This is a genomic window from Aeromonas sp. R5-4 (assembly GCF_040908215.1).
Classification (GTDB): domain Bacteria; phylum Pseudomonadota; class Gammaproteobacteria; order Enterobacterales; family Aeromonadaceae; genus Aeromonas; species Aeromonas veronii.
Window position 1 is genome coordinate 1 of the sequence record NZ_JBFODG010000021.1, and the last position, 25,539, is coordinate 25,539.

At 58.4% G+C, this 25,539-nt stretch carries 21 protein-coding genes and 2 pseudogenes; 18 read left to right on the forward strand and 5 right to left on the reverse strand.

What is annotated here, in order from left to right:
* Positions 1 to 863: pseudogene (locus AB5Y83_RS09635) on the reverse strand (hypothetical protein); the annotation flags it as partial.
* 305 nt (positions 864 to 1,168) lie between these two features.
* Here AB5Y83_RS09635 and AB5Y83_RS09640 point away from each other — a divergent pair.
* The 5 genes from AB5Y83_RS09640 (at position 1,169) to AB5Y83_RS09660 (ending at position 6,978) form a co-directional block, all read left to right on the forward strand.
* Positions 1,169 to 2,407 (forward strand): uracil-xanthine permease family protein, encoded by a 1,239-nt coding sequence (locus tag AB5Y83_RS09640; protein WP_005334784.1) that lies wholly within the window; start codon positions 1,169 to 1,171, stop codon positions 2,405 to 2,407.
* Positions 2,408 to 2,958: 551 nt separating this feature from the next.
* Complete coding sequence (locus tag AB5Y83_RS09645; protein WP_368175080.1) at positions 2,959 to 3,690, forward strand: substrate-binding periplasmic protein; 732 nt, start codon at positions 2,959 to 2,961, stop codon at positions 3,688 to 3,690.
* Positions 3,691 to 3,754: 64 nt separating this feature from the next.
* On the forward strand, positions 3,755 to 5,281 hold the full coding sequence (locus tag AB5Y83_RS09650) for a methyl-accepting chemotaxis protein (RefSeq protein WP_069528626.1): 1,527 nt from the start codon (positions 3,755 to 3,757) through the stop codon (positions 5,279 to 5,281).
* 454 nt (positions 5,282 to 5,735) lie between these two features.
* Complete coding sequence (locus AB5Y83_RS09655; protein ID WP_368175081.1) at positions 5,736 to 6,449, forward strand: transcriptional regulator; 714 nt, start codon at positions 5,736 to 5,738, stop codon at positions 6,447 to 6,449.
* 10 nt (positions 6,450 to 6,459) lie between these two features.
* Positions 6,460 to 6,978 carry a hypothetical protein gene (locus tag AB5Y83_RS09660; RefSeq protein ID WP_005353702.1) on the forward strand — a complete coding sequence of 173 codons (519 nt, stop codon included), beginning with the start codon at positions 6,460 to 6,462 and terminating at the stop codon, positions 6,976 to 6,978.
* Here AB5Y83_RS09660 and AB5Y83_RS09665 read toward each other — a convergent pair.
* Positions 6,968 to 7,387 carry a GNAT family N-acetyltransferase gene (locus AB5Y83_RS09665; RefSeq protein WP_040065353.1) on the reverse strand — a complete coding sequence of 140 codons (420 nt, stop codon included), beginning with the start codon at positions 7,385 to 7,387 and terminating at the stop codon, positions 6,968 to 6,970. The two genes, AB5Y83_RS09660 and AB5Y83_RS09665, sit on opposite strands and share 11 nt — an antisense overlap.
* A 160-nt stretch (positions 7,388 to 7,547) precedes the next feature.
* On the opposite strand from AB5Y83_RS09665, the gene AB5Y83_RS09670 reads away from it, so the two are divergent.
* A complete protein-coding gene (locus AB5Y83_RS09670) occupies positions 7,548 to 8,048 on the forward strand; it encodes an SRPBCC domain-containing protein (RefSeq protein WP_005334766.1) in 501 nt (166 codons plus the stop codon).
* A gap of 205 nt (positions 8,049 to 8,253) precedes the next feature.
* Here AB5Y83_RS09670 and glk read toward each other — a convergent pair.
* Positions 8,254 to 9,228: pseudogene (gene glk / locus AB5Y83_RS09675) on the reverse strand (glucokinase); the annotation flags it as partial.
* Positions 9,229 to 9,572: 344 nt separating this feature from the next.
* On the opposite strand from glk, the gene AB5Y83_RS09680 reads away from it, so the two are divergent.
* The 3 genes from AB5Y83_RS09680 to AB5Y83_RS09690 all read left to right on the forward strand — a co-directional run bounded on the left by AB5Y83_RS09680 (position 9,573) and on the right by AB5Y83_RS09690 (position 13,029).
* A complete protein-coding gene (locus tag AB5Y83_RS09680) occupies positions 9,573 to 10,427 on the forward strand; it encodes a MurR/RpiR family transcriptional regulator (protein WP_005334759.1) in 855 nt (284 codons plus the stop codon).
* 163 nt (positions 10,428 to 10,590) lie between these two features.
* Positions 10,591 to 12,030, forward strand: a complete 1,440-nt coding sequence (pyk, locus tag AB5Y83_RS09685) for a pyruvate kinase (RefSeq protein WP_005362071.1) — start codon at positions 10,591 to 10,593, stop codon at positions 12,028 to 12,030.
* 213 nt (positions 12,031 to 12,243) lie between these two features.
* Complete coding sequence (locus AB5Y83_RS09690; RefSeq protein ID WP_058055727.1) at positions 12,244 to 13,029, forward strand: hypothetical protein; 786 nt, start codon at positions 12,244 to 12,246, stop codon at positions 13,027 to 13,029.
* Positions 13,030 to 13,120: 91 nt separating this feature from the next.
* On the opposite strand, the gene AB5Y83_RS09695 is transcribed toward AB5Y83_RS09690, so the two are convergent.
* Positions 13,121 to 14,872: an amidohydrolase gene (locus AB5Y83_RS09695; protein ID WP_368175082.1), complete on the reverse strand. Its 1,752-nt coding sequence runs from the start codon at positions 14,870 to 14,872 to the stop codon at positions 13,121 to 13,123.
* Between the two features lie 65 nt (positions 14,873 to 14,937).
* Positions 14,938 to 15,849: a GyrI-like domain-containing protein gene (locus AB5Y83_RS09700; RefSeq protein ID WP_255909109.1), complete on the reverse strand. Its 912-nt coding sequence runs from the start codon at positions 15,847 to 15,849 to the stop codon at positions 14,938 to 14,940.
* A gap of 154 nt (positions 15,850 to 16,003) precedes the next feature.
* Here AB5Y83_RS09700 and fliE point away from each other — a divergent pair, with 154 nt between their 5' ends.
* From fliE to fliM, 9 genes are all read left to right on the forward strand, one after another.
* On the forward strand, positions 16,004 to 16,321 hold the full coding sequence (gene fliE, locus AB5Y83_RS09705; RefSeq protein ID WP_236382403.1) for a flagellar hook-basal body complex protein FliE: 318 nt from the start codon (positions 16,004 to 16,006) through the stop codon (positions 16,319 to 16,321).
* A 62-nt stretch (positions 16,322 to 16,383) separates the two neighbouring features.
* Positions 16,384 to 18,093: a flagellar basal-body MS-ring/collar protein FliF gene (gene fliF / locus AB5Y83_RS09710; protein ID WP_005334750.1), complete on the forward strand. Its 1,710-nt coding sequence runs from the start codon at positions 16,384 to 16,386 to the stop codon at positions 18,091 to 18,093.
* Positions 18,086 to 19,147 carry a flagellar motor switch protein FliG gene (gene fliG, locus AB5Y83_RS09715; protein WP_005334749.1) on the forward strand — a complete coding sequence of 354 codons (1,062 nt, stop codon included), beginning with the start codon at positions 18,086 to 18,088 and terminating at the stop codon, positions 19,145 to 19,147. The genes fliF and fliG overlap by 8 nt, the downstream gene beginning before the upstream one ends.
* Before the next feature lie 68 nt (positions 19,148 to 19,215).
* On the forward strand, positions 19,216 to 20,040 hold the full coding sequence (gene fliH / locus AB5Y83_RS09720; protein ID WP_368175083.1) for a flagellar assembly protein FliH: 825 nt from the start codon (positions 19,216 to 19,218) through the stop codon (positions 20,038 to 20,040).
* A 52-nt stretch (positions 20,041 to 20,092) separates the two neighbouring features.
* Positions 20,093 to 21,424: a flagellar protein export ATPase FliI gene (fliI, locus tag AB5Y83_RS09725; protein WP_005334747.1), complete on the forward strand. Its 1,332-nt coding sequence runs from the start codon at positions 20,093 to 20,095 to the stop codon at positions 21,422 to 21,424.
* 27 nt (positions 21,425 to 21,451) lie between these two features.
* The gene (gene fliJ, locus AB5Y83_RS09730; RefSeq protein WP_005334746.1) at positions 21,452 to 21,892 is read left to right on the forward strand and encodes a flagellar export protein FliJ; all 441 of its coding nucleotides are present in this window, start codon (positions 21,452 to 21,454) and stop codon (positions 21,890 to 21,892) included.
* Positions 21,893 to 21,959: 67 nt separating this feature from the next.
* Positions 21,960 to 23,888, forward strand: coding sequence for a flagellar hook-length control protein FliK (locus tag AB5Y83_RS09735; protein ID WP_368175084.1), 1,929 nt, complete (start codon positions 21,960 to 21,962; stop codon positions 23,886 to 23,888).
* Positions 23,889 to 23,945: 57 nt separating this feature from the next.
* The gene (gene fliL, locus AB5Y83_RS09740; RefSeq protein ID WP_005334744.1) at positions 23,946 to 24,461 is read left to right on the forward strand and encodes a flagellar basal body-associated protein FliL; all 516 of its coding nucleotides are present in this window, start codon (positions 23,946 to 23,948) and stop codon (positions 24,459 to 24,461) included.
* 7 nt (positions 24,462 to 24,468) lie between these two features.
* Positions 24,469 to 25,539: a flagellar motor switch protein FliM gene (gene fliM, locus AB5Y83_RS09745; RefSeq protein WP_005334736.1), complete on the forward strand. Its 1,071-nt coding sequence runs from the start codon at positions 24,469 to 24,471 to the stop codon at positions 25,537 to 25,539.

Consider the following 25,539-nt stretch of genomic DNA (forward strand, 5'->3'; position numbering starts at 1 on the left):
CTGCCTCCGCCGCTGTTGCTGCCTCCGCTGTTGTCGCTGCCTCCGCCGCTGTTGCTGCCTCCGCTGTTGTCGCTGCCTCCGCCGCTGTTGCTGCCACCGCCGCTGTTGCTGCCACCGCCGCTGTCGCTGCCACCGCCGCTGTCGCTGCCACCGCCGCTGTCGCTGCCACCGCCGCTGTCGCTGCCACCGCCGCTGTCGCTGCCTCCACCGCTGTCGCCACCACCACTGCTGCCCCCACTGCCACCATCGCCATCTTTGTTGTGAACGATCAGCTCATTGGCGATATAGCTGTGGCTGCCATCGAGCAGCAGATTGAAGAGTGCGGTAGTGGGAGACGCCTCGATCCAGCAAAGTGACTCAACCAGCAGTAATTCCGGCTGGGATTGCAGGGCCAGATTGCCCGTCACCATAACAGGTGCGGGGCGACACATTATCTGCATGCCGGTAAATAGCGGCAGCACCGCCAGTTGCGGGTTTTCGGTTCGTGTCATGGCCGGTGAGATGGCTGCCCAGCCCCGAGTGGTCAGCAGAGGGTGCTCTGCGGTAAAGAACGGGGGCAGATCATTGATCCCATAGAGTCTGCGCTTGCCTAGTATGACCCGTTCGACCGCCAGGATCCGGTTACTGCCGCCGTGCTGATCCAGCACCTGTTCACCGACCCGGAGCGTCTCTATGGGGCGGGTGGAACCATCGGCCATCGTGATGCGAGTGCCGGCGATAAAGCAGGACTTGGCATAGGCCTGATTCATTTGCCACTCATTGTGGGCGAAATCATAACTGAACGGGTTTGCAAACAGGGCGAGTGCGATGGCCGAGCCAATAAGCAATCTGCGCTGGCTGGCCTTGAATGGGGGTTGTGACATGGGGACTCCTTGTCCATCTTGATTCACAGGATCCATTATAGAGCGCCCCCAGGCGGCGGCATTTTTGACCATGAACACAATAAACATGATGGAAAAACGATTGGCGTTCGTCACAATAATGCGTAAAATCGCATACTCGATGCTTGTAGCAACGAATCCCGCCTAAAAAGCCAGTTTCATGCCCTTCCCAAGCAGTAAAAGGTAACAAGTGACGTATTTGTGTTCATTTTGTGCCTTGAAAAAGTCTTGTGATAACTGAAAAGTGATAAATATCCCCATCAGTTATCAAAAAATTAAGGACATCCATGTTTTCCTTAGTCAAGCAAAGTGTCGCCGGGCTGCAAATCCTGTTTGTCGCCTTCGGTGCCATGGTTCTGGTGCCCCTGCTCACCGGACTGAACCCCTCCATGGCCCTGCTTGGCGCCGGTGTGGGCACCCTGTTGTTCCAGCTCTGCACCCGCCGCCAGGTCCCGATTTTCCTCGGTTCCAGCTTTGCCTTCATCGCCCCCATCATCTACGCCACCCAGACCTGGGGATTGCCATCCACCATGTTTGGCCTGTTTGCCGCCGGTTTCATGTATTTCATTCTGGCTGCGCTGATCCGGGCAAAAGGGATGGGCTTTGTGCACAAATTGCTGCCTCCGGTGGTGATTGGCCCGGTGATCATGGTGATCGGTCTTTCTGTGGCGCAGGTTGCCTGCAACATGGCGATGGGCCGTGCCGGTAGTGAGCAGGTAGTACCTGCGGGGACTGCACTGACGCTGGCCGGTATCTCGCTGGCGGTCACCCTGATTGCAGCTGTGTTCTGCAAGGGGTGGATCAAGCTGATCCCCATCCTGTGCGGCGTGATTGCCGGTTATGTCTCGGCGGTCTTCATGGGCCAGGTGAGTTTCGATGGCATGGTGAACGCCCCCTGGTTGGCGCTGCCCCACTTCGAAACCCCGGAGATCAACTGGGCTGCTGCGTTGTTCATGTTGCCGGTAGCCATCGCCCCCTGTATCGAGCATATCGGTGGCGTGTTGGCGATTGGTGGCGTGACTGGCAAGGATTACACCAAGGATCCGGGTTTGCACCGTACGCTGGCCGGTGACGGCATCGGCGTCTGCTTCGCCGGTTTCATCGGTGGCCCACCCGTGACCACCTACGCCGAAGTGACCGGTGCCGTGATGATCACTCGCAACTTCAATCCGGTCACCATGACCTGGGCTGCGGTGTTTGCCATCATTCTGGCCTTCTTCGGCAAGTTCAATGCGTTGCTCACCTCCATCCCGATGCCGGTGATGGGCGGTATCATGCTGCTGTTGTTCGGATCCATCGCTGCCATCGGTCTCAAGACGCTGGTGGAATCCAAGGTGGATCTGGGACTGTCACGCAATATCGCCATCGTCGCCGTGACTCTGACTGTCGGTGTCGGTGCGCTGGAGATGAAGATTGGCGACTTCGCGCTGGCCGGCGTTGGCCTGGCCTCTGTTGCCGCCATCCTGCTCAACCTGATCCTGCCTGCGCACTCCGAAGAGGGTGTGATGGACGCGGCCAAGGACTGAGTTCCACCAGACGTTTATCGTTGATTTGGAGAAGGCCACCTTGCGGTGGCCTTCTGTTTTTCGGGTATCTAGCGCCACTTTTCGGCTCGGCGGAGCTCATCTGGAATCTAATCTGGAAGCAGATGTGGGGGTTAGCATTCTCATTTGACGTATCTCTTTTCGTGACCTTAGCTAAAGGACAGGTTTGGCTCTGAGGTCTCCTCGAGCAGTATGGGAAAATGGATGTTGGCGTTTTATATCATTTCTCTCCCAGACCCCTGTCATAAAACGATGCGCTTCTTCTTTGCCACGGCGCTGTTGTATGGCAGAGGCTTATTCGCCCTACTCCGCACTCCCCTCATGCTGCCCTGGCATGTTTCCACCTCGATTTGTTGTGAGCCTCCCTCGCCGGTTGCGTTTCGTTGCGCACAGGCAAAATCCGGATCTGTTTGCTGCTGCACATGGGTGGGCGGCGAGCCGTGAAAGCCGGCATGACCCCAGCGGGTCAAACGTGCACCGCCATCGGTAACGGCGGATGTTCAGGGATGAATGGCAAGCAAAGCGAGGTTGCAATGAACTATCAACTGCTGTGGAAAAGTGCAATTTTTTCAGTCTCTTCCATGATGGCGATAAGCGCTGTTCAGGCTGCGCCACTGAACGTGATGACCGAGGATTACCCGCCATTCAACATGCAGGGGGAGGGGGGCAAGATTGTCGGGCTGTCGACCGAGGTGGTCGAAGAGCTGTTCAAGCGTGCCGGGGTCGAATACAAGCTGACCCTGATGCCCTGGAAACGGGCGTATGAAGATACCCTCGGTACTCCCAATACCGCCCTCTACTCCACGACCCGCACTCCGGAGCGGGAAGCACTGTTCAAGTGGGTAGGGCCGCTGGTCAATAACAACTGGGTGTTTTTCTCCAGCTCGACCGCCAATATCACGGTCAAGTCGTTGGAAGATGCCAAGCAGTATTCGGTGGGTGGCTATAACGGCGATGCGGCTGCCGAGTATCTCAAAGCCCAGGGATTTGCCAAGTTGCAGCTGGCGGCCAACGATACCGCCAACGTGAAAAAACTGGAGGCGGGCCGCATCGATCTTTGGGCAACCGGCCAGTATCTGGCGCCCTATCTGGCCAGCAAGGAGAAGGTAGCCTCACCCAAGCCGGCCTTCGTGTTCAAGGAAACCCAGATGAGCTTGGCGTTTAACAAGGATACGCCCGATGAGCTCATCACCAAGCTCAACGAGATCCTCGCTGCCATGAAGGCGGATGGCACCATCGACAAGATCAATGCCAAGTACCAGTAACAGTACCCATAGCAAGTGCCGCTCAATGGCACTGCGCCGGCTGCCGTAAAACCGGGAGGAAACCATGGATTGGAAAAGTCTGACGTTCAGGATTGCCGTGTTGACCTCCCTGTCGGTGAGTCTGCTACTGGTGTTGTTTGGCGCTTACAACTACAACGCGGTCAGGGCGGAAAGCTACAGCAAACAGAGTGCGCTGGTCGAACAGGCCATCGGCCGGCTGCAGCTCTCCCTGCCCGGCCCGCTGTGGAATTATGAATCGGCCTTCATCGAGGCATCGCTCAAGTCCGAGCTGGCGGCCGATATCCTGAGTGCTTTGCTGGTGGTCAACAAGGACAAGCTGGTAGCCGGGTTTGCCCGTGACTCGGCGGGGGACATTGCCCCCGTGACAGCCATGCCTGCCGATGTGTCTGCCTACGGAGGGTATGATCTGGTCTATGACGACAGCGGTCAGAAAAACACAGTGGCCCGATTGCTGGTGCAAACCAGTGATGCCGCCATTCAGGCCCAACTGCGGCAGCAGTTGATCACCACCGTCTGGCAGATCCTTGTGCTCGATCTCTGCATCATCGCGCTGCTGATGGTGCTGATTCATCGCAATGTGCTCAGGCCGCTTCACCAGATGAATCAGGCGGTGTTCGATCTGGCCAAAGGAGAGGGGGATCTGACCCGGCGTCTGAAGATCAGCCGTCAGGATGAGATGGGCGCGCTGGCCACCAACATCAACCACTTTATTGCCAAGTTGCAGGAGATGGTGGCGGAGATCAACGAGCTCTCTGCCGGTGTGTTGCAAACCGCTGAACTCTGTGACTCCCTCTCGGCAGATACCCGGGTAGGCAGTGACGCCCAGCAATCCGAGCTGGATCAGGTCGCTACCGCCATTACCGAAATGAGTCAGGCAGTGCAGGAAGTGGCTGGTAACGCGGTGAAAACCTCTGGCGCTACCGATGAGGCCAACCTCTATGTGGAGCAGGGTTACAATCTGGCGGGCCATGCCAATGAGGCCATCCATCAACTGGTGGGGGAGGTGGAGCGAGTCGCCACCCTGATGCGCACCCTTTCGACCGAGAGCAGCAGCATTGGCACCATCATCGAAGTGATCAACGGCATTGCCGAGCAGACCAATTTGCTTGCCCTCAACGCGGCCATCGAGGCGGCGCGGGCGGGTGATCAGGGGCGCGGTTTTGCGGTGGTGGCGGATGAGGTGCGCACCTTGTCGGGCCGTACTCGCCAGTCGACGGAGGAGATAAGCGCCAGTATCAAGCGGTTGCAGCAAGCGACCCAGAATGTCGGGGCCGGAATGCAACAGAGTCAGGAGAAGGCATCCCGCGCCGGCATCGAGGCGGCAGATGTGCAGATATCGGTGGAGAAGATTAAAAATCAGGTCAGCCTGATCCGCGAGATGAACATGTATATCGCCCAGGCATCGGAAGAACAACACTCGGTGGCGGAGGCGGTCAGCCACAGCGTCAACCGGATTGCGACGCTCAACAGCGAGAGTGCGGCCAGAGTGGCACAGGTTGCCGAAGCCAGCAGCGATCTGCGGCAGCTGTCGGCCCAACTCGACACCCTCCTCAAGCAGTTTCGGGTCTAGTCAGTTCACTTCGCCCCGTTGGATCATCCTGCGGGGCAGGCCAGTTCCCATTATTTTGAGGCGCGGCGAGATGTTGTGAGGGGCAAGGGGCCTTGTCCTGTAGCGCTTTTCGTCATGCCCATGTCACTGTTCAGCTGAGATTGGCGTGATTGCGATAGGCGAAACTCGCAGCATCATGCTCTGCCCGATACGCAGTCCGACAGCGCTGGACGCATATTTTCATTTTCCCCGCTCATGCCTGCCGGCATCTATTGTGCCGCAGATCCCGACCCTTTAGAATTTCGTTTAATTACAGCGAGTCCTGAGCCGCCATCTGGCTTTATCAGGTGTGGAATCCCATCTTCTTCATGATGAATGCAAATAACAGGTGGTTGGTATGACGGGGGTTGCGCCAGGCAATAACATATCAGCCTATCACTTCGGTGATTATGTCTTTGATGTCAAAAGGCGAGAGTTGCTCTTCTGTGCCGACAAGGACAACTTGCAAAGCGCCCGGGTGGTGCGCTTGTCATCGGCAGAGAGCCTCATTTTCAGCTATCTGCTCGATCACCATGACGAGGTGTGCGACAAGGATTTGTTGCTCGAAATCGGCTGGTTGGGTCGCCCCATCAGCCCCAACTCCCTGAACGTGGCCATCGCCAATATTCGTCGCCACTTCGCCTCAGCCCCCCATACGCTGGATATCAGAAGTACCCCGAAAAAAGGGTACTCCCTGCATCTGAACTGCAAGATGAAGAGCTATTACGGCAAGGCACTGCCAACAGAGAGTGAGCCCTTGCCCGAGCCGCTGAGCGAGACCACGCCTGCAGCGGCTGCGCAGCCACCGTCGACATCACCAAGCTCCGACCACGAGGTCATCACAGAGCCTGCTGCTCCCCGTTCTTTTGGTGAGCGCGCCAAACTTGCCTTTCTCAGCGGTATCGGGCGGCCAATGCTGGCAAGGGGCCTGATATACGTCAATCTGCTACTGGCTGTGCTGGTGGCGTTTGTCGCCAGCTATCTCCATTTCGAGTGGCTCCATGTGCACTGCACCGACTCGCCGACCGGCGTTGTTTGCCAGATGGAGGCACGGAGCGATGTGCCACCAGTCAAACCGGCATCGCTGGTGCTGGTCTCCGGCCACCATGTTCGCGTGCTTTCCTATAAAGAGCTCGAAAAAACGCTGTAAGGGATCTCTGATGAAACGAACGCTGAAAAATACCTTGCTGCTGTTGCCACTGCTTGTCGTGCTGCTGTTTGTGGTCGGGATGTTTATCAACAGTCTGGGCTGCCATTACGACCTGAAAATGTCGGCCAATGGAGTCAACTATCACGGGGTGTGCCGCTGGGGCAAAATCACCGTGATCGAAGAGGAGGAGGCGACCAGAGAGAAGTGGCGGGTGACCGGTTTTCAACTTACCTTCTTCAACCAGCTTGTCTACCTCATCGACAGTCGTACCCAACTGCACGAATCGGGTAACGATGACTCCTATCTCAATGAGTACAACCTGATCCAGTCGCAATATGCGCTGGTCAACTATGCCTGGGTGCCGCTGACCGAAAACAAGGTGGCAATTTTCCAGCGCGATCCGGTGCACGAGGTCGTGATTGCCCAGCGAGATGGCTGGTTCGATCTCTACCGCTGGTTCTTCCCCCCGGCACCGCTGGTGCCTGTTCAACCACAAAGCGCAGGTGCCGGGCGTCCCGCTAGTTTCTAAGCAATTTGCACCAGGGGCCGGTGACCTCGCAGTGGCCTGTCTCATCACTGTTTTGCCAGCCCAGCCTATGGTAGAAGGCTACTGCCGCCGTGTTGCGGGTCGCAACCTTGAGCGAGCCGTGCGGCGAATCAGCTAGGCCCCGCTCCAGCAGGGCGCGCCCTATCCCCTGACCGTGCCAGTCGCTTGACACATAGAGGTGATGGACGAAGTGATCGGGCTGCCAGATGGCGATAAAGCCGCAGATATTGCCCCCCTGTTCGGCTACCCACACCTGTTCACCTTTGGTCTGTTCCTCGAAATCCTCGAGTTGGAAACGGGCGGGATCGACCCAGTGAAAGGTGTGGCGGCGGCTCTTTAAAAACAGCCGGGCCAGTTGGGGAATGTCGTGTTCTTCCATGAGCCGGATCATGATGCCCTCCCGGATCAAGCCAATGCTCATTGAGGCAGCTGCACAGCGGCAGGTTAATCGATGCAAATGACAAGGGTGTGATTAAGCACTGTCCATTGTATTTGCCATGGGGCTATACTGCCGGAGTCCCTTGTATGGATGGCTTGAGGATCGCTGATTTATGGACAATAAACTGATTGAAGGCAACATTTTTGTTCCGGCGCACATAGACGATGTCTGGCACGCCTGGACTACCGAAAGCGGTCTGCGCAGTTTTCTGGCTCCCGAATGTTTGATGGTGGCCGAACCGAATGGTCCTTTCGAGATCTACTTCAGGCCTGATGCCCCGCTGGGTGAACGTGGCAGTGAAGGGTGCCGGGTCATGGCCGTCATGCCCTATGACTTGCTCAGTTTCAGCTGGAATTTCCCGCCCAGCCTGCCCCATATCCGCCAGCAAAAGACCCAGGTTTGCCTGCGCTTTGTGCCGGAAGGGCAGGGGACTCGCCTCTACTTCCTGCAGAGTGGTTGGGCCAATGATCCGGATTGGGATCAGGGTTATGCCTATTTTCGGGAAGAGTGGCTGGAGACCAGCCTGCCACGGTTGCAGTACCGTTTTACCCATGGCCCCATCGACTGGAACAATCCGCCAGACAAGGCGCAGCTGAAGGCGTTGGCCCAGTAATCCCGGATATCAGACGTAAAAAAAACCGGCCAAAAGGCCGGTTGAAACAGTTCAGGCTTGTCAGGTGACAAACGTATCCAGCGGATGAGAGTCGCTTTCCACTCCTTGTGAAGCACAACCCTCTTGGTTACGTGCGGCTACTTTATGCCATTCACACTGAATCGAGGCTGAACCATGGATGATCCCGCCTCGTTCCCCTCTTAAATCAGATAGTGATCCCCATCGACTGGCGCAAGTAAGCGCCCGCACCGAGCAGCCCCGGCCCTTCATGGGTGATCAGGAACACCGGGATCTCCTTGAGGTAGGACTTGAAGCGCCCCTTGTCTTCAAAGGCGACCCGGAAACCGGAGCCGGTAAAGAACTCCTGGAAGCGCGGCACTATGCCACCTGCGATATAGACGCCGCCAAAGGTGCCCATATTGAGGGCCAGATTGCCGGCAAAGCGGCCCATCAGCACGCAGAACAGGCTCAGGGTGCGACGGCAATCGAGGCACTCCCCGGCCAGTGCGCGCTCGGTAATGTCTTTGGGGGCAAACGGCTCTGGCTCACGGCCATCGGATTTCACCAGCCCGCGATAGAGATTGACCAGACCCGGGCCGGAGAGGAAACGCTCTGCCGAGACATGGCCCAATTCGCCTCGCATTACTTGCAGCACCGCATCTTCCTCTTCGGTGTTGGCAGCAAAATCCACATGACCACCTTCACCCGGCAGGCTCAGCCACTGCTCACCCGCCTTGACCAGATGGGCGACCCCAAGGCCGGTACCCGCACCATAGATGGCTATGGGCTTGCCCGCTACCGGCGCGGCGCCGCCCAGCTGGATGCGATCCGATTCAGCCAACACCGGCACCGCCATCGAGACCGCAGTAAAGTCGTTGATCACTTGCAGGCGCGCCAGCCCGAGATTGCTCTGCATTTCGCTGATGGAGAACTCCCAGCTGTGGTTGGTCATGGCAACCCAGTCACCGTTGATGGGGCAGGCGATGGCAATGCAGGCTTCAGCTACCTGAACCTTGTGTTCTTCCAGATAGAGGCGTACCACGGCTTCAAGGCTGGGATGGGCCAGACCTGAGTAGGTCTTTGCCTGAGAGATAGTACCGGTGGCCAGCTCACACAGGGCCAGACGCGCATTGGTGCCGCCGACATCGCCGACCAGCGCATGGGTATGCTGCATAACAACTCCTTCGTTACAGGATGGGGACGACTCTGATGTCCCGAGATTATTGTTGGATTATGACGGCCCATTCTATCCGAGCTCAGGCTTGCTCACCCGCCGGATCGATACAAACGTGCGCCTGCTCACAGTGTTGTTGCTTTGCAACATTTGTAAGCGCTTTCATGGCAAGGTGACGTTTTGTAACGAAAAGTACGAAATAATTAGAGATGAGTCATACTTTGTATGGCTGGCGTTAGTTGCGATAACCGCTTGTCTTGTATAGTCCTTAGCTTGAATGGAAACTTGCTTAGCCGTAGATTGAGTGCAAAGACACTGAAGCTAAATTACAAAAACGCCTGGTGGTGATGATGAATACCCTTGATAAAATTACGAACAACTTGGAAAGTTTCAGTAAATCAGAACGCAAGGTTGCCGAGGTGATCCTGGCGTCTCCCCAGACCGCCATCCACTCCAGCATCGCCGCTCTGGCCAAGATGGCCGACGTCAGTGAACCGACCGTCAACCGCTTTTGCCGCCGTCTCGATACCAAGGGCTTTCCTGATTTCAAACTCCATCTGGCCCAGAGCCTGGCCAATGGCACCCCTTACGTCAATCGTCATGTGGAAGCGGAAGATGGGCCGGATACCTATACCGCCAAGATCTTCGAATCCACCATGGCCTGTCTGGATGCCGCCAAAAACAGCCTGGATATCTCTGCCATCAACCGCTGCGTCGATATCCTGACCCAGTCCAAGAAGATCAGCTTCTTCGGCCTTGGTGCCTCCTCCGCCGTTGCCCGCGATGCCCAGAACAAATTCTTTCGCTTCAACATTCCGGTAGTGAGCTTTGACGATATCGTCATGATGCGCATGAGCTGCATCAACAGCAGCGAAGGGGATGTTGTGGTGCTTATCTCCCACACCGGTCGCACCAAGGCGCTGGTCGAGATCGCCGCGCTGGCTCGCGAGAACGACGCCACCGTGATCGGCATGACCGCCAAGGACTCCCCGCTGGCCCGCGAGTGCAATCTGGTGCTCTCCATGGATGTGCCGGAAGATACCGATGTCTATATGCCGATGGCATCCCGTATCGCCCAGCTGGCGCTGGTGGATGTGCTGGCGACCGGTTTTACCCTGCGCCGGGGGATGAAATTTCGCGAAAATCTGAAGAAAGTAAAAGAGGGATTGCGCGAATCCCGCTTCGAAACCCCGCACTCTTCCTGAACCGTCGGGGGCTCCGGCCCCCGACTGTCTATGCCACCCGCCTTGGTGTAGTATTGTAATTTAATAACAAAAACCACCCAGATGGTTTGTAAACGAGTGCATCGAGCCATGGGCTTGATGGGGCAGAATCTCATGTCATATCAACTTCATATTGGAGTCTTTCATGCCTAGACGTACAAAGATTGTAACCACACTCGGTCCGGCTACCGACCGCGAAGGGATCCTCGAAGGGATCATCCGCGCCGGGGCCGACATGGTGCGGATGAACTTCTCTCACGGCACTGCTGAAGACCATATCCTGCGCGCCAATCAGGTGCGTGACATTGCTGCCAAGCTCGGTCGTCACGTCGCCATCATGGGTGATCTGCAAGGCCCGAAAATCCGTGTTTCCACTTTCAAGGATGGCAAAATTTATCTGGCCATCGGTGACAAGTTCATTCTTGACGCGGCGCTCGGCAAGGGTGAAGGTTGTCAGGAGCAGGTCGGTATCGACTACAAGAGCCTGCCAGACGATGTGGTACAGGGCGACATCCTGCTGCTGGACGATGGCCGTGTACAACTGAAGGTCGAGCAGGTTGAAGGCACCCGCATTCACACCACGGTGACCGTGGCCGGGCCGCTCTCCAACAACAAGGGCATCAACAAGAAAGGGGGCGGTCTCTCCGCTCCGGCCCTGACCGAGAAAGACAAAGAAGACATCAAGACTGCTGCCCGTATGAACGTGGACTATCTGGCGGTCTCCTTCCCCCGTTGTGGCGATGACCTGCGTTATGCCCGCGAGCTGGCCCGCGAAGCCGGCTCCAATGCCAAGATCGTGGCCAAGGTTGAGCGCGCCGAAACTGTCGCCACTGACGAAGCGATGGAAGACATTATCCTCGGCTCCGACGCCGTCATGGTTGCCCGTGGCGATCTGGGTGTCGAGATCGGTGACCCCGAGCTGGTTGGCGTACAGAAGAAGCTGATCCGCCACTCCCGTCGTCTCAACCGTGTGGTGATCACCGCGACCCAGATGATGGAATCGATGATCAATGCGCCGCTGCCGACTCGTGCAGAGGTCATGGACGTGGCCAACGCCGTGCTGGATGGTACCGATGCGGTGATGCTCTCCGCCGAGACTGCTGCCGGTCAGTTCCCCATCGAGACCGTGACCTCCATGGCGAGCGTCTGTGTCGGTGCCGAGAAGCACCCGAGCCTGAACGTCTCCAACCACCGCATGAGCTACACCTTCACTTCCGTTGAAGAAGCTGTAGCCATGTCCACCATGTATGCGGCCAACCACCTGGAAGGGGTGAAGGCGATCGTGGCACTGACCGAGTCCGGCACCACGCCGCTGCTGATGTCCCGTATCAGCTCCGGTCTGCCGATCTTTGCTATGTCCCCTCACAACAAGACCCTGGCCTGGACCAATCTCTATCGTGGAGTCACTCCGGTGATGTTTGACGGTGACGAGACCAAACCGGTCTACGAAGTGTGCCGCGACGCGCTGGCCGTGCTCAAGGAGAAGGGGCTGTTGCAGAGCGGTGACATGGTGCTGCTGACTCACGGTGACAAGATGGAAACCGTGGGCAGTACCAACACCTGCAAGGTGATGATGGTCGAATAAGCCCGTCCGGTTTTGCTGTGCTTAACAAGGCTGCTCCTCTTTGATGAGCAGCCTTTTTGTTAACTGCTGTCGGGCTGTTGCGGTATAAACAGGACTCAATGATTGCTTAACCGGATTCCCCTTCCGATAATGCGGGAGTGATTTTCAGCGGGTAGCCTGTTGTAGGTGATCGCCCCAGGTAACCCAGACACTCGACAATACGGGAGTGAAAAAATGAACAAGCGTAACTGGTTGCTGGCCCTGTCACTGAGTCTGGCCTTCTCACCCTGTTATGCCGACTGGGCCAAGCTCAAGGCCGCAGCGTCCGATCTGGGTGCGGCAGTGAGCGAGACCAGCAAGGAGGTGTGGCAGGATGTCAGCGATTTTTCCAAAAAGAGCTGGGCTTCCATCTCTGCATGGGGTGAAGAGGCGTTCAATACCGCCGGGGTCTGGACCGACAAGAGCATCGCGACCGGTAAGGAGTGGCTTAAGGCGGCCGACAAGGAGCTCAACGAGATGCTCAACCCCAAGACGGCGAAAGAGGCTAGGGTCGCGCTCAATACCATGGCCGACACTGCGCTGATCCGGTTGTTCAACGAGCAGCCATCAGCCAAGTTGTTGTTTGACAAGGCTTATGGCTATGCGGTGTTCGATTCGCGCAAGTTCTCCCTGATGCTGCATACCAATCAGGGGGCCGGGGTGGCGGTCAATCGCAAAACCGGCAAGCACACCTATATGAAGATGTTTGGTGCGGGTCTGGCGGCCGGGATTGGTGGCAAGTTCTATCAGCAGGTGATCCTGTTTGAAGACAAGGCCAGATTCGATGCCTTCGTGACCCAGGGTTGGGAGGCCACTTCCGAAGTGGGCGTGGTGGCCGGCAAGGAGAGCGCTGAGTTGACCGCCAAATATAATGGCGGCATGGCCATCTACCAGATTGGCGAGAAGGGTTTGCTGCTCGATGCCAATATCTCCGGCTCTAAATACTGGATTGACAAGGACTTGACTGAAACGAGCCGCTAATCCTGTCGTGATCGGTTGCTCATTGCACGCCATGCGCTTGTCGTGATCTTGCCAACAGGCCCGCAGTGCGGGCCTGTTTGTTCTCTCGGTGTCAGTGGGCTGAATAGACCTGCTTGCCCTTGAACATGGTCCAGAGCACCTTGGTCTCCTTGATCTCTTCGCTTGCAACCTGTTCCAGATTGCGATCCAGCAAGATCAGGTCAGCACTCTTGCCCGCGCTGATGGAGCCAATCTCTTTCTCCCGTCCAATTACCTTGGCGGCGTTGAGGGTATAGGCCTGCAAGATGGCCTGACGGCTGATCTGCTCGCTGGCGGGGGGCAGCAAGCCAAGCTCCCCTTGACGAGTGATCGCGGTATACATGGCGAGGAAAGGGTTGGGGCTGGAGACCGGCCAGTCACTGGCACCGGCGATAATGGCGCCGCTTTGCAGCAAGCTGCCTGCCGGATAGAGGCGGGCTAGCAGTGCCGGGGGCACTTTTCCTTCAAGCAGCATGGTGGTCGCCACGTTTTTACCGGCCCACAACAGTTGCATCGATGCGGCCACATTGAGCGGTTTGAAACGGGCAATGCTGGCCGGGCTCACCACCTCCAGATGGGTGATGCTGTGCAGCAAGCGGTGATCCTGATTGTGGGCCCGTGCATAGGCGATGGCATCGAGGGATTCACGGACGGCCCGATCGCCGATGGCATGAAAGTGAACGATAAGTTGATGGGCATCCGCGGTGCGGATCAGCTCGTTGAAACGCTGCTTGTCCAAATCGTCCTTGCCGCTGTAACCGGGAAGGTTGAGGTAGGGCTCGCTCAACTTGGCGGTCTGGGATGGATACTCGATAACACCATCTTGCAGGATCTTGATCCCCACCAGTTTCACGTCCGGGGCATCTTGAAACTGTTGTTGCAGCGCCAATACGTCATCAATGATGGCGGGTGATGCATGTATCCCCACCAGTGCCAGTGCGGATACATGTCCGGTCAGCTTGCCTTCCCGGGAGAGCATGCTGTACGCCTGCAGCAGGCCGGTATCTCGGCGATCCGGCTCGGCGTTGAAGATGGGGGCGAGGGGGCGAATGTTACTGATAGGGTCCATCCAGGCGGTAATGCCCACCTGATTGAGTTGTTTGGCGGCAGTCATGATGGCACTGGCAATCGTCTCGTCGCTGACGGGGGGCAGTGCCTTGAGGATGGCATCCCAGCCGCCTTCCGAGGCAAAGCCATTGAGCTTGCCGGATGGGGTGAGGCCAAAATTGCCTTTCAGCGGAGCATAACGACCGTCAAGGGTGTCGGCATCAATGCCAGCCTTGCGCAGCATGGCCTGATTGGCCCAACCGGTGTGGGCATCCGAACCGGCAAGCACTACCGGGATCTGCCGGTATTGCGGGCCATTGAACACCTGATCGAGCAGGGGAAGCTGATGCCAGTAGTCGAGGGATACATTGCTGTATAGCTCTACATCGCCCAGTGTCAGGCGGGGATCATCCTTGCTGCGGGTCAGAAATTGCTGCACCTGCTCAACCTCACTCATGGCATCGGGAAAGTTAACCGTCATCCCCTGAAAACCGGCAAATGCCGCATGAACATGGCTGTCGATGAGCCCTGGCATCAGGTACTTTCCTTTCAGATCAAGACGCTTGGCATGGTTGCCGAGGCGGGCGCTGACCTCCTGATAGCTGCCGACTGCCACTATCTTTTTACCTTCAATGCCGACCGCTTCCGGGTGAGGGTTCGCCGGATCACCACTGTAGATGGTGCCGCCAAAGATCAGCGTCTGGCTCTGTGACTGGGCATTGGCGGCAGCGGGAAGCGTTACCAGCAGGCTGGCTAGAAACAGCGTTTTGATATTCATGGGCATGACTCCGTCGCTTCGGTGACCGAAGGCACCGAAGTGGGTAAAGGAAATGAGGTATCGGCTTATCGGTTGATCAGCGGGATACAGATATCAAACACGTAATGATCCCGGTCGGAGTCCGTGCCTGCGTGGTATTGCTCGTAACACGGACGATCGTCGCAGTTCAGCCCTTGACCCACAACCCAGCGAAACGCCGTCTCCCAGCAGGCAACCAGTTGATCGCCGCGAGCGATAAAGTGACATACCGCATAGGGGCCCGCGGCGATGGTCTGGGTGGTTAACTGGCGCCCTGCGGGGATCTCTGGCCCCAGCTCGATGCAGACGTCAGTACGACAACGGGTCTCATCGGTGATATCGGGGATATCCCAATAGAGACTCAGGGTACCCGCCGGTGTCATCGCCTCGTCTGAGGCGAACAGCGCGAGCAAATCCCGATGAGCTTGCTCACAGGTCTCTTTGCCATAGGGGCCCAGGCGGCGCATGTACGCCACGCGCCGGGCGGGCATCAGCCTGACGCTTGCCCCCTGCAACAGACCCGGGTGTTCGGTGACCGGGTGCATGACCAGGCCATCATAGGTGTCAAAGGGAAGGGGATCGTTTCCAATCTTGCTTTTCCAGTTTCCCCCCTGCTGCTGGCGGTATTCCGAGGGGCTCATGGCGAAGTGCAGGCGAAAGGCCTTGGCGAAATTCTGCGAGCTGGAGAACCCGGCGGCCAGTGCGAGGGTGGTGATGTCGCTCTGGGGGGAGGCGAGCAAGCGACGAGCAGCGCGTTCCATACGCAGGCGCCGGGTAAATCCAGCAATGGTTTCGCCGACCATCGTCTTGAAAATACGGTGGAAGTGGAAGGTGGAGATGGCCGCCGCCGCTGCGACCTCATCCAGGCCCGGATTGTCATCCAGATGGTGGCTGATGTAGTCCATCGCCTTGAACACGGGTTTGCGATAATCCAGAGCGGACTCCTTGCCAGCCAGCAAAAGTGGGCGTCAGAGTCGGATTTAATCAGAGCCACCTGCCGTTGTCGAACCCGTCCGGCCTGGTCTGGCCACTCATCCGCATCGTGCTTTTAACGCATTGGCACTCTAATTGCTTGTTGCATGCCAGCGTCAATGATTTGTCTGGGGATGGAAAATGGAAATTAGTGCAAGCAGCCTGATGCAAGAGATGCAGGGGCTCAAGATCGAAGCAGGCGCAACGCCGCTGGCACAACCCGGTCGTCAGGTAACCTCCGACTTTGGTCTGCTGCTGCAACAGGCGCTTGGCAACGTCAACGAACTGCAAGGGGCCGCCAATGATCTGCGCACCCGTTTCGATATGGGCGACAAGTCGGTGGATCTGGCCGAGGTGATGATCGCCGGCCAAAAATCCTCCATCGCCTTTGAAGCCACGGTACAGGTGCGCAACAAGATGGTCGATGCCTACAAAACCATCATGAACATGCCGGTATAAGCGACGCCAATAAACCATGACGACTGAACATCATGAACATGTCAGCAATAAGGACATAAATCGTGGCTACTGACCAAAATGGCGATCTGCTGATAAACGATGAGGGCACCGCCGCCCTCGATGAAAATGAGCAGAAGAGTTCGGCGCTGGGCTTCCTGTCCAACACCGATGTGCTGCGGCAAATCACCCTGATCCTGGGGCTTGCCATCTGTCTGGCCATTGCGGTGTTTATCCTGCTGTGGGGCAAGGAGCCGGATATGCGTCCCCTCGGCACCTACACCACCCAGGAGCTGGTGAAGACTCTCGACTTCCTCGATCAGCAGAAGATCCCCTATGAGGTGGATGGCAAGAGCGTGCTGGTCAACGCTGAAAGCTACCCCACTATCCAGCTGGCCCTGACCCGTGCCGGTCTTGCCAATGCTACCGATAGCAACATCGGTGGTGAAGATATCCTGCTGAAAGATTCCAGTTTCGGCGTCAGCCAGCGGATGGAGAGCGAACGTCTGAAGCTGAGCCGCGAGCGCCAGCTGGCGAGCGCCATCGAACAGTTCCAGAATGTGGCCAAGGCCCAGGTGCTGCTGGCTATCCCGAAAGACAACGTGTTTGCCCGCAACGAACGCAAACCCAGTGCCACTGTGGTGCTCAACCTGAAAGGGGCGGCGCTGGGGCAGGGGGAGGTGGACTCCATCGTCGATATGGTGGCCTCCGCCGTACATGGCCTTGAGCCGACCCGCGTCACCGTCACCGACCAGAATGGCCGCCTGCTCAACTCCGGCTCGCAAGACCCGATCTCGGCCCAGACTCGCAAAGAGTTTGCCATGCAGCAGAAGCAGGAGCTGGAGTACAAACAAAAAATTGACGCCATCCTGATCCCGGTGCTGGGGGCCGACAACTATACGGCGGAAGTGGATCTCTCCCTCGACTTCTCCCAGCAGGAGCAGACCCGCAAGACTTACAACCCTGACTTGCCTGCAGTGCGCTCTGAGATGACCATGGAAGAGAACAGCGCCAGCGGCAGCAATGGTGGGGTGCCCGGCGCCCTCTCCAACCAACCCCCTGCTGCCTCCAATATTCCCGAGGAGGCGACCGGTGGTGATGGTGCCAGCGCTGCCGCTTCTGGCCGTTCCCGCAAAGAGGCAACCCGCAACTTCGAGCTGGATACCACCGTCAGCCATACCCGTCGCCAGATGGGTGGCATTCGCCGCATGACTGTTTCGGTTGCCGTGGATTACAAAGCGGTACCCGGTGCCGACGGGGCTGTGACCCGTGAGGCGCGCACCCAGGCAGAACTCGATACATTGCGTCGTTTGCTGAGCGGTGGCCTTGGCTTTGATGTGACCCGTGGTGATACCCTTGAGGTGGTCGCGATTCCGTTCAATCGTCCAGAGCTGGATACCGTGGCCGAGGTGCCGCTCTACGATCAGCCCTGGTTCTGGCGTGCGGTGCGGATTGCCGCCTCGGTACTGGTGATCATCGTCTTGATCGTCACCGTGGTTCGCCCCATGCTCAAGCGACTGCTCTATCCGGATGCCAAACCGGAAGGGGAAGTGGATTTCGACAACCACACCGTACTGGGTGGCGACGACGAGTTGAGTCTGCTGTCAGCGCAAGTCGAGAACGATCAGGTATTTGGTGTACGCGATGGTCAGCTGAAACTGCCGGATCTGCACCGTGACGAAGACTTGCTCAAGGCGGTACGTGCGCTGGTGGCGAACGAGCCGGATCTGGCCGCTCAGGTCATTAAAGAATGGGTAACGAACAAAGATGCCTGAAGAAAAGAAGAGTCAAGTCACCGGCAATGACATCACCGACAGTCAGCGCCAGATCCTCGACCAGATGTCGGGGATGGAGATGGCTGCGGTGCTGATGTTGAGCCTCAATGAAGAGGATGCCGCCCAGATCTTCCGTCATCTCGAGCCCAAGCAGGTGCAGCGGCTCGGTATGTCGATGGCCTCCATGTCCGACTTCAGTCACGATCGGGTGGCGGCGGTGCACCGTCAATTCATCGACGATATCCAGAAGTACACCAACATCGGTATCGGCAGCGAAGACTTCGTGCGCAAGGCACTGGTGGCGGCCCTTGGCGAGGACAAGGCGAGCAATCTGGTGGACCAGATCATTCTCGGTTCCGGCGCCCGCGGCCTCGATTCGCTCAAGTGGATGGATGCCCGTCAGGTGGCCAGCATCATCCAGAACGAACACCCGCAGATCCAGACTATCGTGCTCTCCTATCTGGAGCCGGAGCAATCCGCCGAGATCCTGAGCCAGTTCCCGGAGCAGGTGCGTCTGGATCTGGTGATGCGTATTGCCAACCTCGAAGAGGTACAACCGGCGGCACTGCAAGAGTTGAACGACATCATGGAGAAACAGTTCGCCGGTGCCGCTGGTGCTCAGGCAGCCAAGATGGGCGGCCTGAAGGCTGCCGCCAACATCATGAACTATCTGGATACCAATATCGAAGGCCAGTTGATGGACTCCATCCGCGAGTCGGACGAAGAGATGAGCCAGCAGATCCAGGATTTGATGTTCGTGTTCGAAAACCTCATTGATGTGGACGATCGCGGCATCCAGACCATGCTGCGGGAAGTGCCGGGGGATCTGCTGCAACGCGCCCTCAAGGGCTCCGACGATCAGATGCGCGAGAAGATCTTCAAGAACATGTCCAAACGGGCGGCCGAAATGCTGGCGGACGATCTGGAGGCCATGGGGCCGATCCGGGTCTCCGAAGTGGAAGCGGCCCAGAAAGAGATCCTCTCCATCGCCCGTCGTCTGGCTGATGCCGGCGAGATCATGCTGGGCGCCGGTGGCGGCGAGGAGTTCCTCTAAGCCATGGCCCATAAACCGAATTGCGATGCCAAGCCCGCATCAGGCAGTGGTGAGGAGCCGCGCAAAGCATGAACAACAAACTGCGTGGTTATGTGCGCCCCGAGGGCGATGATGCCCGGGTTGAGACTTGGGGCTGGCCCGAGATGGAGGTAGAGGTAGAGGTGGGCGCGCCTACCAATGCTCTTGGCCTAGCCCCTGACTGGTATCAGCAGGAAGAGGAAGTGGTGGAGCCGGAGCCCGAACAGGAGCCGACCCCCAGCATCACCGCCGAAGAGCTTGAAGCGATCCGTCAGGCCGCCTGGGAAGAGGGGATGGCCGAGGGGCGCGAGTCCGGTTATGCCAAGGGAATGGAAGAGGGCAAGCTGGAAGGATTGCAACAGGGCCACTCTGCCGGTCTCGAACAGGGGCGTGAGGAGGGGCTGGCTATGGGGCGCGAGCTGGTGGAGCAGGAGATTGCCCACTGGCAGGGGCTCGCCGCCCGCCTTGCCAATCCGCTTAACGAGCTGGATCAGGCGGTGGAGCAGCAGTTGGTCTCGCTGGTGATGCAACTGGCCCGCGCGCTGATTCGTCACGAAGCGGAGACCTCCCCCCGTATTCTGCTGGAGGCGCTTAAAGAGGGGCTGGCCTTGCTGCCTGCCGCCGAACAGGGGGTGACTCTGATGGTGCATCCCGACGATATCGCGCGAATCGAGCAGGCATTTGGCGCCGAAGAGTGCGCCAAGCGCCACTGGCGATTGCAGAGCGATCCCACCCTTTCCCCCGGCGATCTGCAACTGGCGACCGAGCTCTCCAGCATCGATCTGACCCTCTCCGGGCGCATCGATCAGTTGCTGCGTAACTTCTTGCGGGACAATGCGTCGCAGAAACCGGCTTCGCAGGACTCACGCCCATAACCGATGCCGGACGTTGCCGTCCGGCTGCACTTTTTAGCTCTCAGGAGGCCAGATGAGCGGCTCGCTACTGAACCGGTTGCAAGGGTACAAGGTTCGCGACAGCGCCCCCAAACCGCCGGTTGCCGGCAAATTGACCCGGGTGGTGGGGCTGACCCTCGAAGCCATCGGCTGCCGCGCCGCCATCGGTGCCCTCTGTCGCATCGATACCCTTGATGGGACGCTGGAGGCTGAAGTGGTCGGTTTTTCTGGCGATCGCCTCTATCTGATGCCGAGCGAGCAGCTCAAGGGGGTGATCCCCGGTGCCCGGGTGGTGCCCATCACCGAAGAGCACGGCATTCCGGTTGGGATGAACCTGCTTGGTCGGGTCATCGACGGCATCGGTCAGCCACTCGATGGGCTCGGTCCCATTCTCTCCTCCCAGACCGTGCAGTTTGCCCAGCATCGCATCAACCCGCTCTCTCGCCGCCCGATCCATCAGCCGATGGACGTGGGGGTGCGCGCCATCAACGCCGTGCTGACGGTTGGTCAGGGCCAGCGGATGGGGTTGTTTGCCGGTTCCGGTGTCGGTAAATCGGTACTGCTGGGCATGATGACCCGCGGCTCGGTGGCAGATGTGGTAGTGGTCGGCCTCATCGGTGAACGGGGTCGTGAGGTGAAAGAGTTTATCGAAGACATTTTGGGAGAGGAGGGGCGAGCCCGCTCCGTGGTGGTGGCGGCTCCCGCCGACGCCTCGCCGCTGATGCGGCTCAAGGGGTGTGAAACGGCGCTGGCCATCGCCGAGTATTTCCGCGATCAGGGGCTCAACGTGTTGCTCTTGATGGACTCTCTTACCCGTTATGCCCAGGCCCAGCGTGAGATCGCGCTGGCGGTGGGCGAGCCGCCGGCGACCAAGGGTTATCCGCCCTCGGTATTTGCCAAATTACCGGCGCTGGTGGAGCGGGCGGGTAACGGCAGTGACGGCCAGGGCTCCATCACCGCCTTCTTCACCGTCCTGACCGAGGGGGATGACCTGCAAGATCCCATTGCCGATGCGGCGCGGGCGATCCTCGATGGCCACATAGTGCTGTCGCGCGAGCTGGCCGATGCGGGCCACTATCCGGCCATCGACATCGAGAAGTCCATCAGCCGGGTTATGCCCATGGTGACCTCGCCGGAACATATGGATCTGGCGCGCACCCTCAAGCAGTTCTACTCCCTCTATCAGCAGAACCGGGATCTCATCACCATCGGTGCCTACAGTCAGGGTTCCGATCCGCGCATTGATCGCGCCATCATTCAAAAACCCTATCTGGATCAGTTCTTGCAGCAGGGGATGCGCGAGGTCATTCACTACGATGATGGTCTGCAAGCCTTGCAGATGGTGGCGATGCCATTGATGCGCTGATGATGGTCGGTAACAGAGAGGTCGACGATGAGTAAAGGGTTGGTATTGTTGGCCGACCGGCTGGTGGAGGCGGAGCAGCAGTGTGCGCTGGCGCTGGTGAAGGCACAGCAGGATCTCAAGCTGTTCATGGATCAGCAAAATGCCCTCAACCAGTACCGCCAGATCTATCACCAGCAGTGGACCGATCGCGGCCTGCAGGGGATTTCGCCTCAACAAAATACCCAGTATCACGCCTTTATCAACAAGCTCGAACAGGCAGCGACCCAGCAGTACGAAGGGGTGTTGCAGGTGCGTCAGGCGCTGGAACAGCGCCGTGAAGAGTGGCTGGCGGCCCAGCAGAGGCGCAAGGCGGTAGAGCTGTTACTGGAGAAGCAAGCGAGCCGCGAGCAGCAGAAAGCCCAGCGTCAGGAGCAGAAGATGCTGGATGAGTACGCCATGTTGCGACGCTTTCATCAATCTGGCCTGTAACTTGCTTTGATATGGACATTGTCGGCGGCCATCTCTTTGGGGGCCACCAGAATTCAGGGATCCCATCATGATGCAGACACTGTTGACACAAACGCCTTCGGCTCCGGCCAACGGGTTGGACAAAGCGCCTCTGAGCGGTTCCGTCGAGAGCAAAAGTATCGATGAGGGAACCGGTAGCGACAGCAAGGGTGATTTCGCCACCCTGATTGCCAAGGCCCGGAACCGCGAACAGGGCGCCGCCGAGGCCACTCAGGGCGGTAACCATGTCCGATCAGCCAAATCTTTGGCGACCGAGAGCGCCTCTCCCAAAGAGGAGATCGGCAAGGAGCAGGATCCTGACGCCGACAACAAGGCGGAGGAGGTCCCTGCCACCGACTTTCTGCTGCGCCTGCAAGACTCCCTCAAGCTCGATACCTCGCTAGTGACCCCCCAGCTGACGGTGGCGGCCCAACAGAGCGCCACTGCGGTAGACGGCAATCCGTTGCCGCAAGAGGGTGAGCTGGAGGGGATTGCGCTTGATGAAAGCGAGCAGACCCCAGCCGCAGCCAGGATTGCCAGCCAGCTTGCTGGTCAGACCGGGGCGCAGTCGCCGCTGGCGACGACCGCCAACTCGACTCTTGATACCACGGTATCGTCCTCAGCGGCGCGAGTGGTGGTGAAGGGCGATGCCTCTGCTGCCGTTCTCTCCTCTGAAGGTGAAGATGCCGCCACTACTGCGGATGGGCAGGCCGGGGAGAAAGCCTCTGCCAAGGGCGAAACCCTCGGGGCAGATGGCAAGCACACCAAGCCCCTCACGGGGGCAGAGCGGATGGCCCAGCTGGCCAAGGTGCTGCCGGTCGATGAGTCGGCAAGCACCGCCAAATCCGCGGAGTCACTCGCTGCAAAAGAGGCTGGCGACAGCAAATCCGATCTCGCCGCCAGCAATGCTTTGACTAACAAGGGGCAGGCAACGCAAGCCGCGACTCAGGGGGCCGCCCTCAAGGCCTTCAATGAGGGGCTCAAGCCGCCTGAGGCTGGCACAGCTACAGCTACAGCCACGGCTGAGGGCAGTGGTGCAGTTGGCAAAGGGGCAGAAAAGGGGGCCGCCGAAGGCAGCCAGCAACCAGCCACCGCCGCCAATCAAGGTTCGGCGCCCGTGACGACGGCGCAAAGTGCCGTAGCAAGTGCCGCAGCCCAGGGCAGCGTGACGGCAAATGCGACGGCTCAGACCGATAGTGCTGCCGCCCCAGTGATGGTGGCGCCGCAGCAGGTGTTGGCACAGGCCGAATCTCAGGGGCCGCAAGCGCCGTTGTCGACCATTTCAGCCGGCATCAAACAGATGGAAGTGACGGGCACCGACGAGGTGCGAAAAGCGGTTTCGCTTGAGGTAAAGCCGAAGGCCGGTGAGGCGGAGAAGAGCCTGGTTGCGACGACATCTAGCAGTGAGATCAGCCCGAGCCAGACCGTTCAGCATGGCCAGAACAGCCAGACTCAGCCACAGGTAGCCGATAGCCGGGCGCCCGCCGCTGAGACGACGCTGCGCCGTGAGCCGCAGAATTTACCCCATTTGAAACTGGCCAGTCAGGAAGCGCCTGCCGAATTGCACCAGAAGGTCAATGTGATGCTGGCCGAAAAACTGCAACAGGCGGAAATTCAGCTCGACCCACTCGGCCTTGGCAAGATGAAGATCCAGATCCAGATGGGAGCTGACAGCCAGGCCAACGTCCATTTTGTGGTACAACATGGACAGACCCGCGAGATGCTGGAGCAGGCGATGCCCCGGCTGCGTGACATGCTGGCAGGGCAGGGGATCCAGCTTGGTCAGACGCAGGTACAGCAGCAGTCGCAACAACAGCAGCAACAGGGCCAGCCCACCTTTAACGGGCAGGGGCAGCAAGGTCAGAGTAGTGGTCAGCCGCGGTCCGGTAACGGGCTGGTTGAAGGGGAACTCACCACATCCAACCCCAGTTTGCTGGTGGAATCGACAAACGGTTCCGGAATTGATTTCTATGCTTGATGCAATCCCGAGTAAGTTTATGATATCGAACAAGTTTGAGACTAGGGTGGACAAGGGATGGCTGACGATAACGAGTTGACGCTAAAAGACCCGGCTGCGGGCAAGAAAAAGAAGCTGATCATTATCATTGCCCTGGCGGTTATTTTGCTGGGCGGTGGTGGTGCTGGCGCTTTCCTGATGCTCTCCGGCTCCGATAAACCGCCTGCTGAAGCGGCGGAAGGTGCCGAGGCCGCACCCAAGGAGGAAGCGCCTAAACCTTCCCTCTATGTCGGTATGCCGCGCCCCTTTGTCTTCAACGTCGCAGGTGCCCAGCGAGATCGACTGGTGCAGATCAAGATCCAGCTGATGGTGCGCGGTACCGCCGACGAGACGCTGGCCAAACAGAATATCCCCCTGATTGAAGGCACCTTGCTGCGGGTATTCAGCGCAGCCAGTGCCGAACAGCTGATGACCTTTGAAGGCAAGGAGAAGCTGCGCAAGGATTCACTGGAAGAGTGCCGTCGGGTGCTCAAGGACCTGGTCTCTTCCCCCGTTATCGAACAAGTGCTGTTTACCGGCTTTGTAATGCAGTAGGTGAAGCGTGAGCGATCTGTTAAGTCAGGACGAAATTGATGCCCTCTTGCACGGTGTCGATGATGTCGAAGAGGAAGAGATAGGCGGCGCTGGAGACCCCGGCGTAGCCCAGTTTGACTTCTCCTCCCAGGACCGCATCGTCCGTGGTCGCATGCCGACGCTGGAGCTGGTGAATGAACGTTTCGCCCGCCATATGCGGATCAGCCTGTTCAACATGATGCGTCGTACCGCCGAGGTTTCGATCAACGGCGTGCAGATGCTCAAGTTTGGCGAGTATGTTCATACCCTGTTTGTGCCGACCAGCCTCAACATGGTGCGGTTCCGCCCGCTCAAGGGGACGGCACTCATCACCATGGAGGCCCGACTGGTCTTCATTCTGGTGGAGAACTTCTTCGGTGGCGATGGCCGTTATCACGCCAAGATTGAAGGGCGCGAGTTCACGCCGACCGAACGGCGTATTATCCAGATGCTGCTCAAACTGGTATTCGAGGATTACAAGGATGCCTGGGCGCCAGTAATGGACGTGGGGTTCGAGTATCTCGACTCCGAAGTGAACCCGGCGATGGCCAACATCGTCAGCCCGACCGAGGTAATCGTGGTCAGCTCGTTCCACATCGAGCTCGACGGTGGCGGCGGCGACTTCCACGTGGCGATGCCCTACTCCATGCTGGAGCCGATCCGCGAGCTGCTGGATGCCGGTGTGCAGAGTGACAAGGGGGATACCGACGTACGCTGGAGCAAGGCGCTGCGTGACGAGATCATGGACGTCAAGGTGGAGCTGCGGGCCAAGCTGCTGGAGACCGAACTCACCCTGCGTGAACTGATGGAGCTGCGACCCGGCGATATCATTCCGGTCGATATGCCGGAAAATCTGCTGGTTTTTGTCGAGGACTTGCCCACTTTCCACGCCAAGATGGGCCGCACCAAGGATAATGTGGCGCTCAAGATCACCGACAAGCTCAAACGTCCTGAAGGGGTCAAGACGGAGATGCATCTGGTGACCCGGGGCGGGGTACGAATTGATGGCGAGGCCGAGCTGGAAGAGCTCGAGCGCAGTATCGAAGATCAACAGCGATAA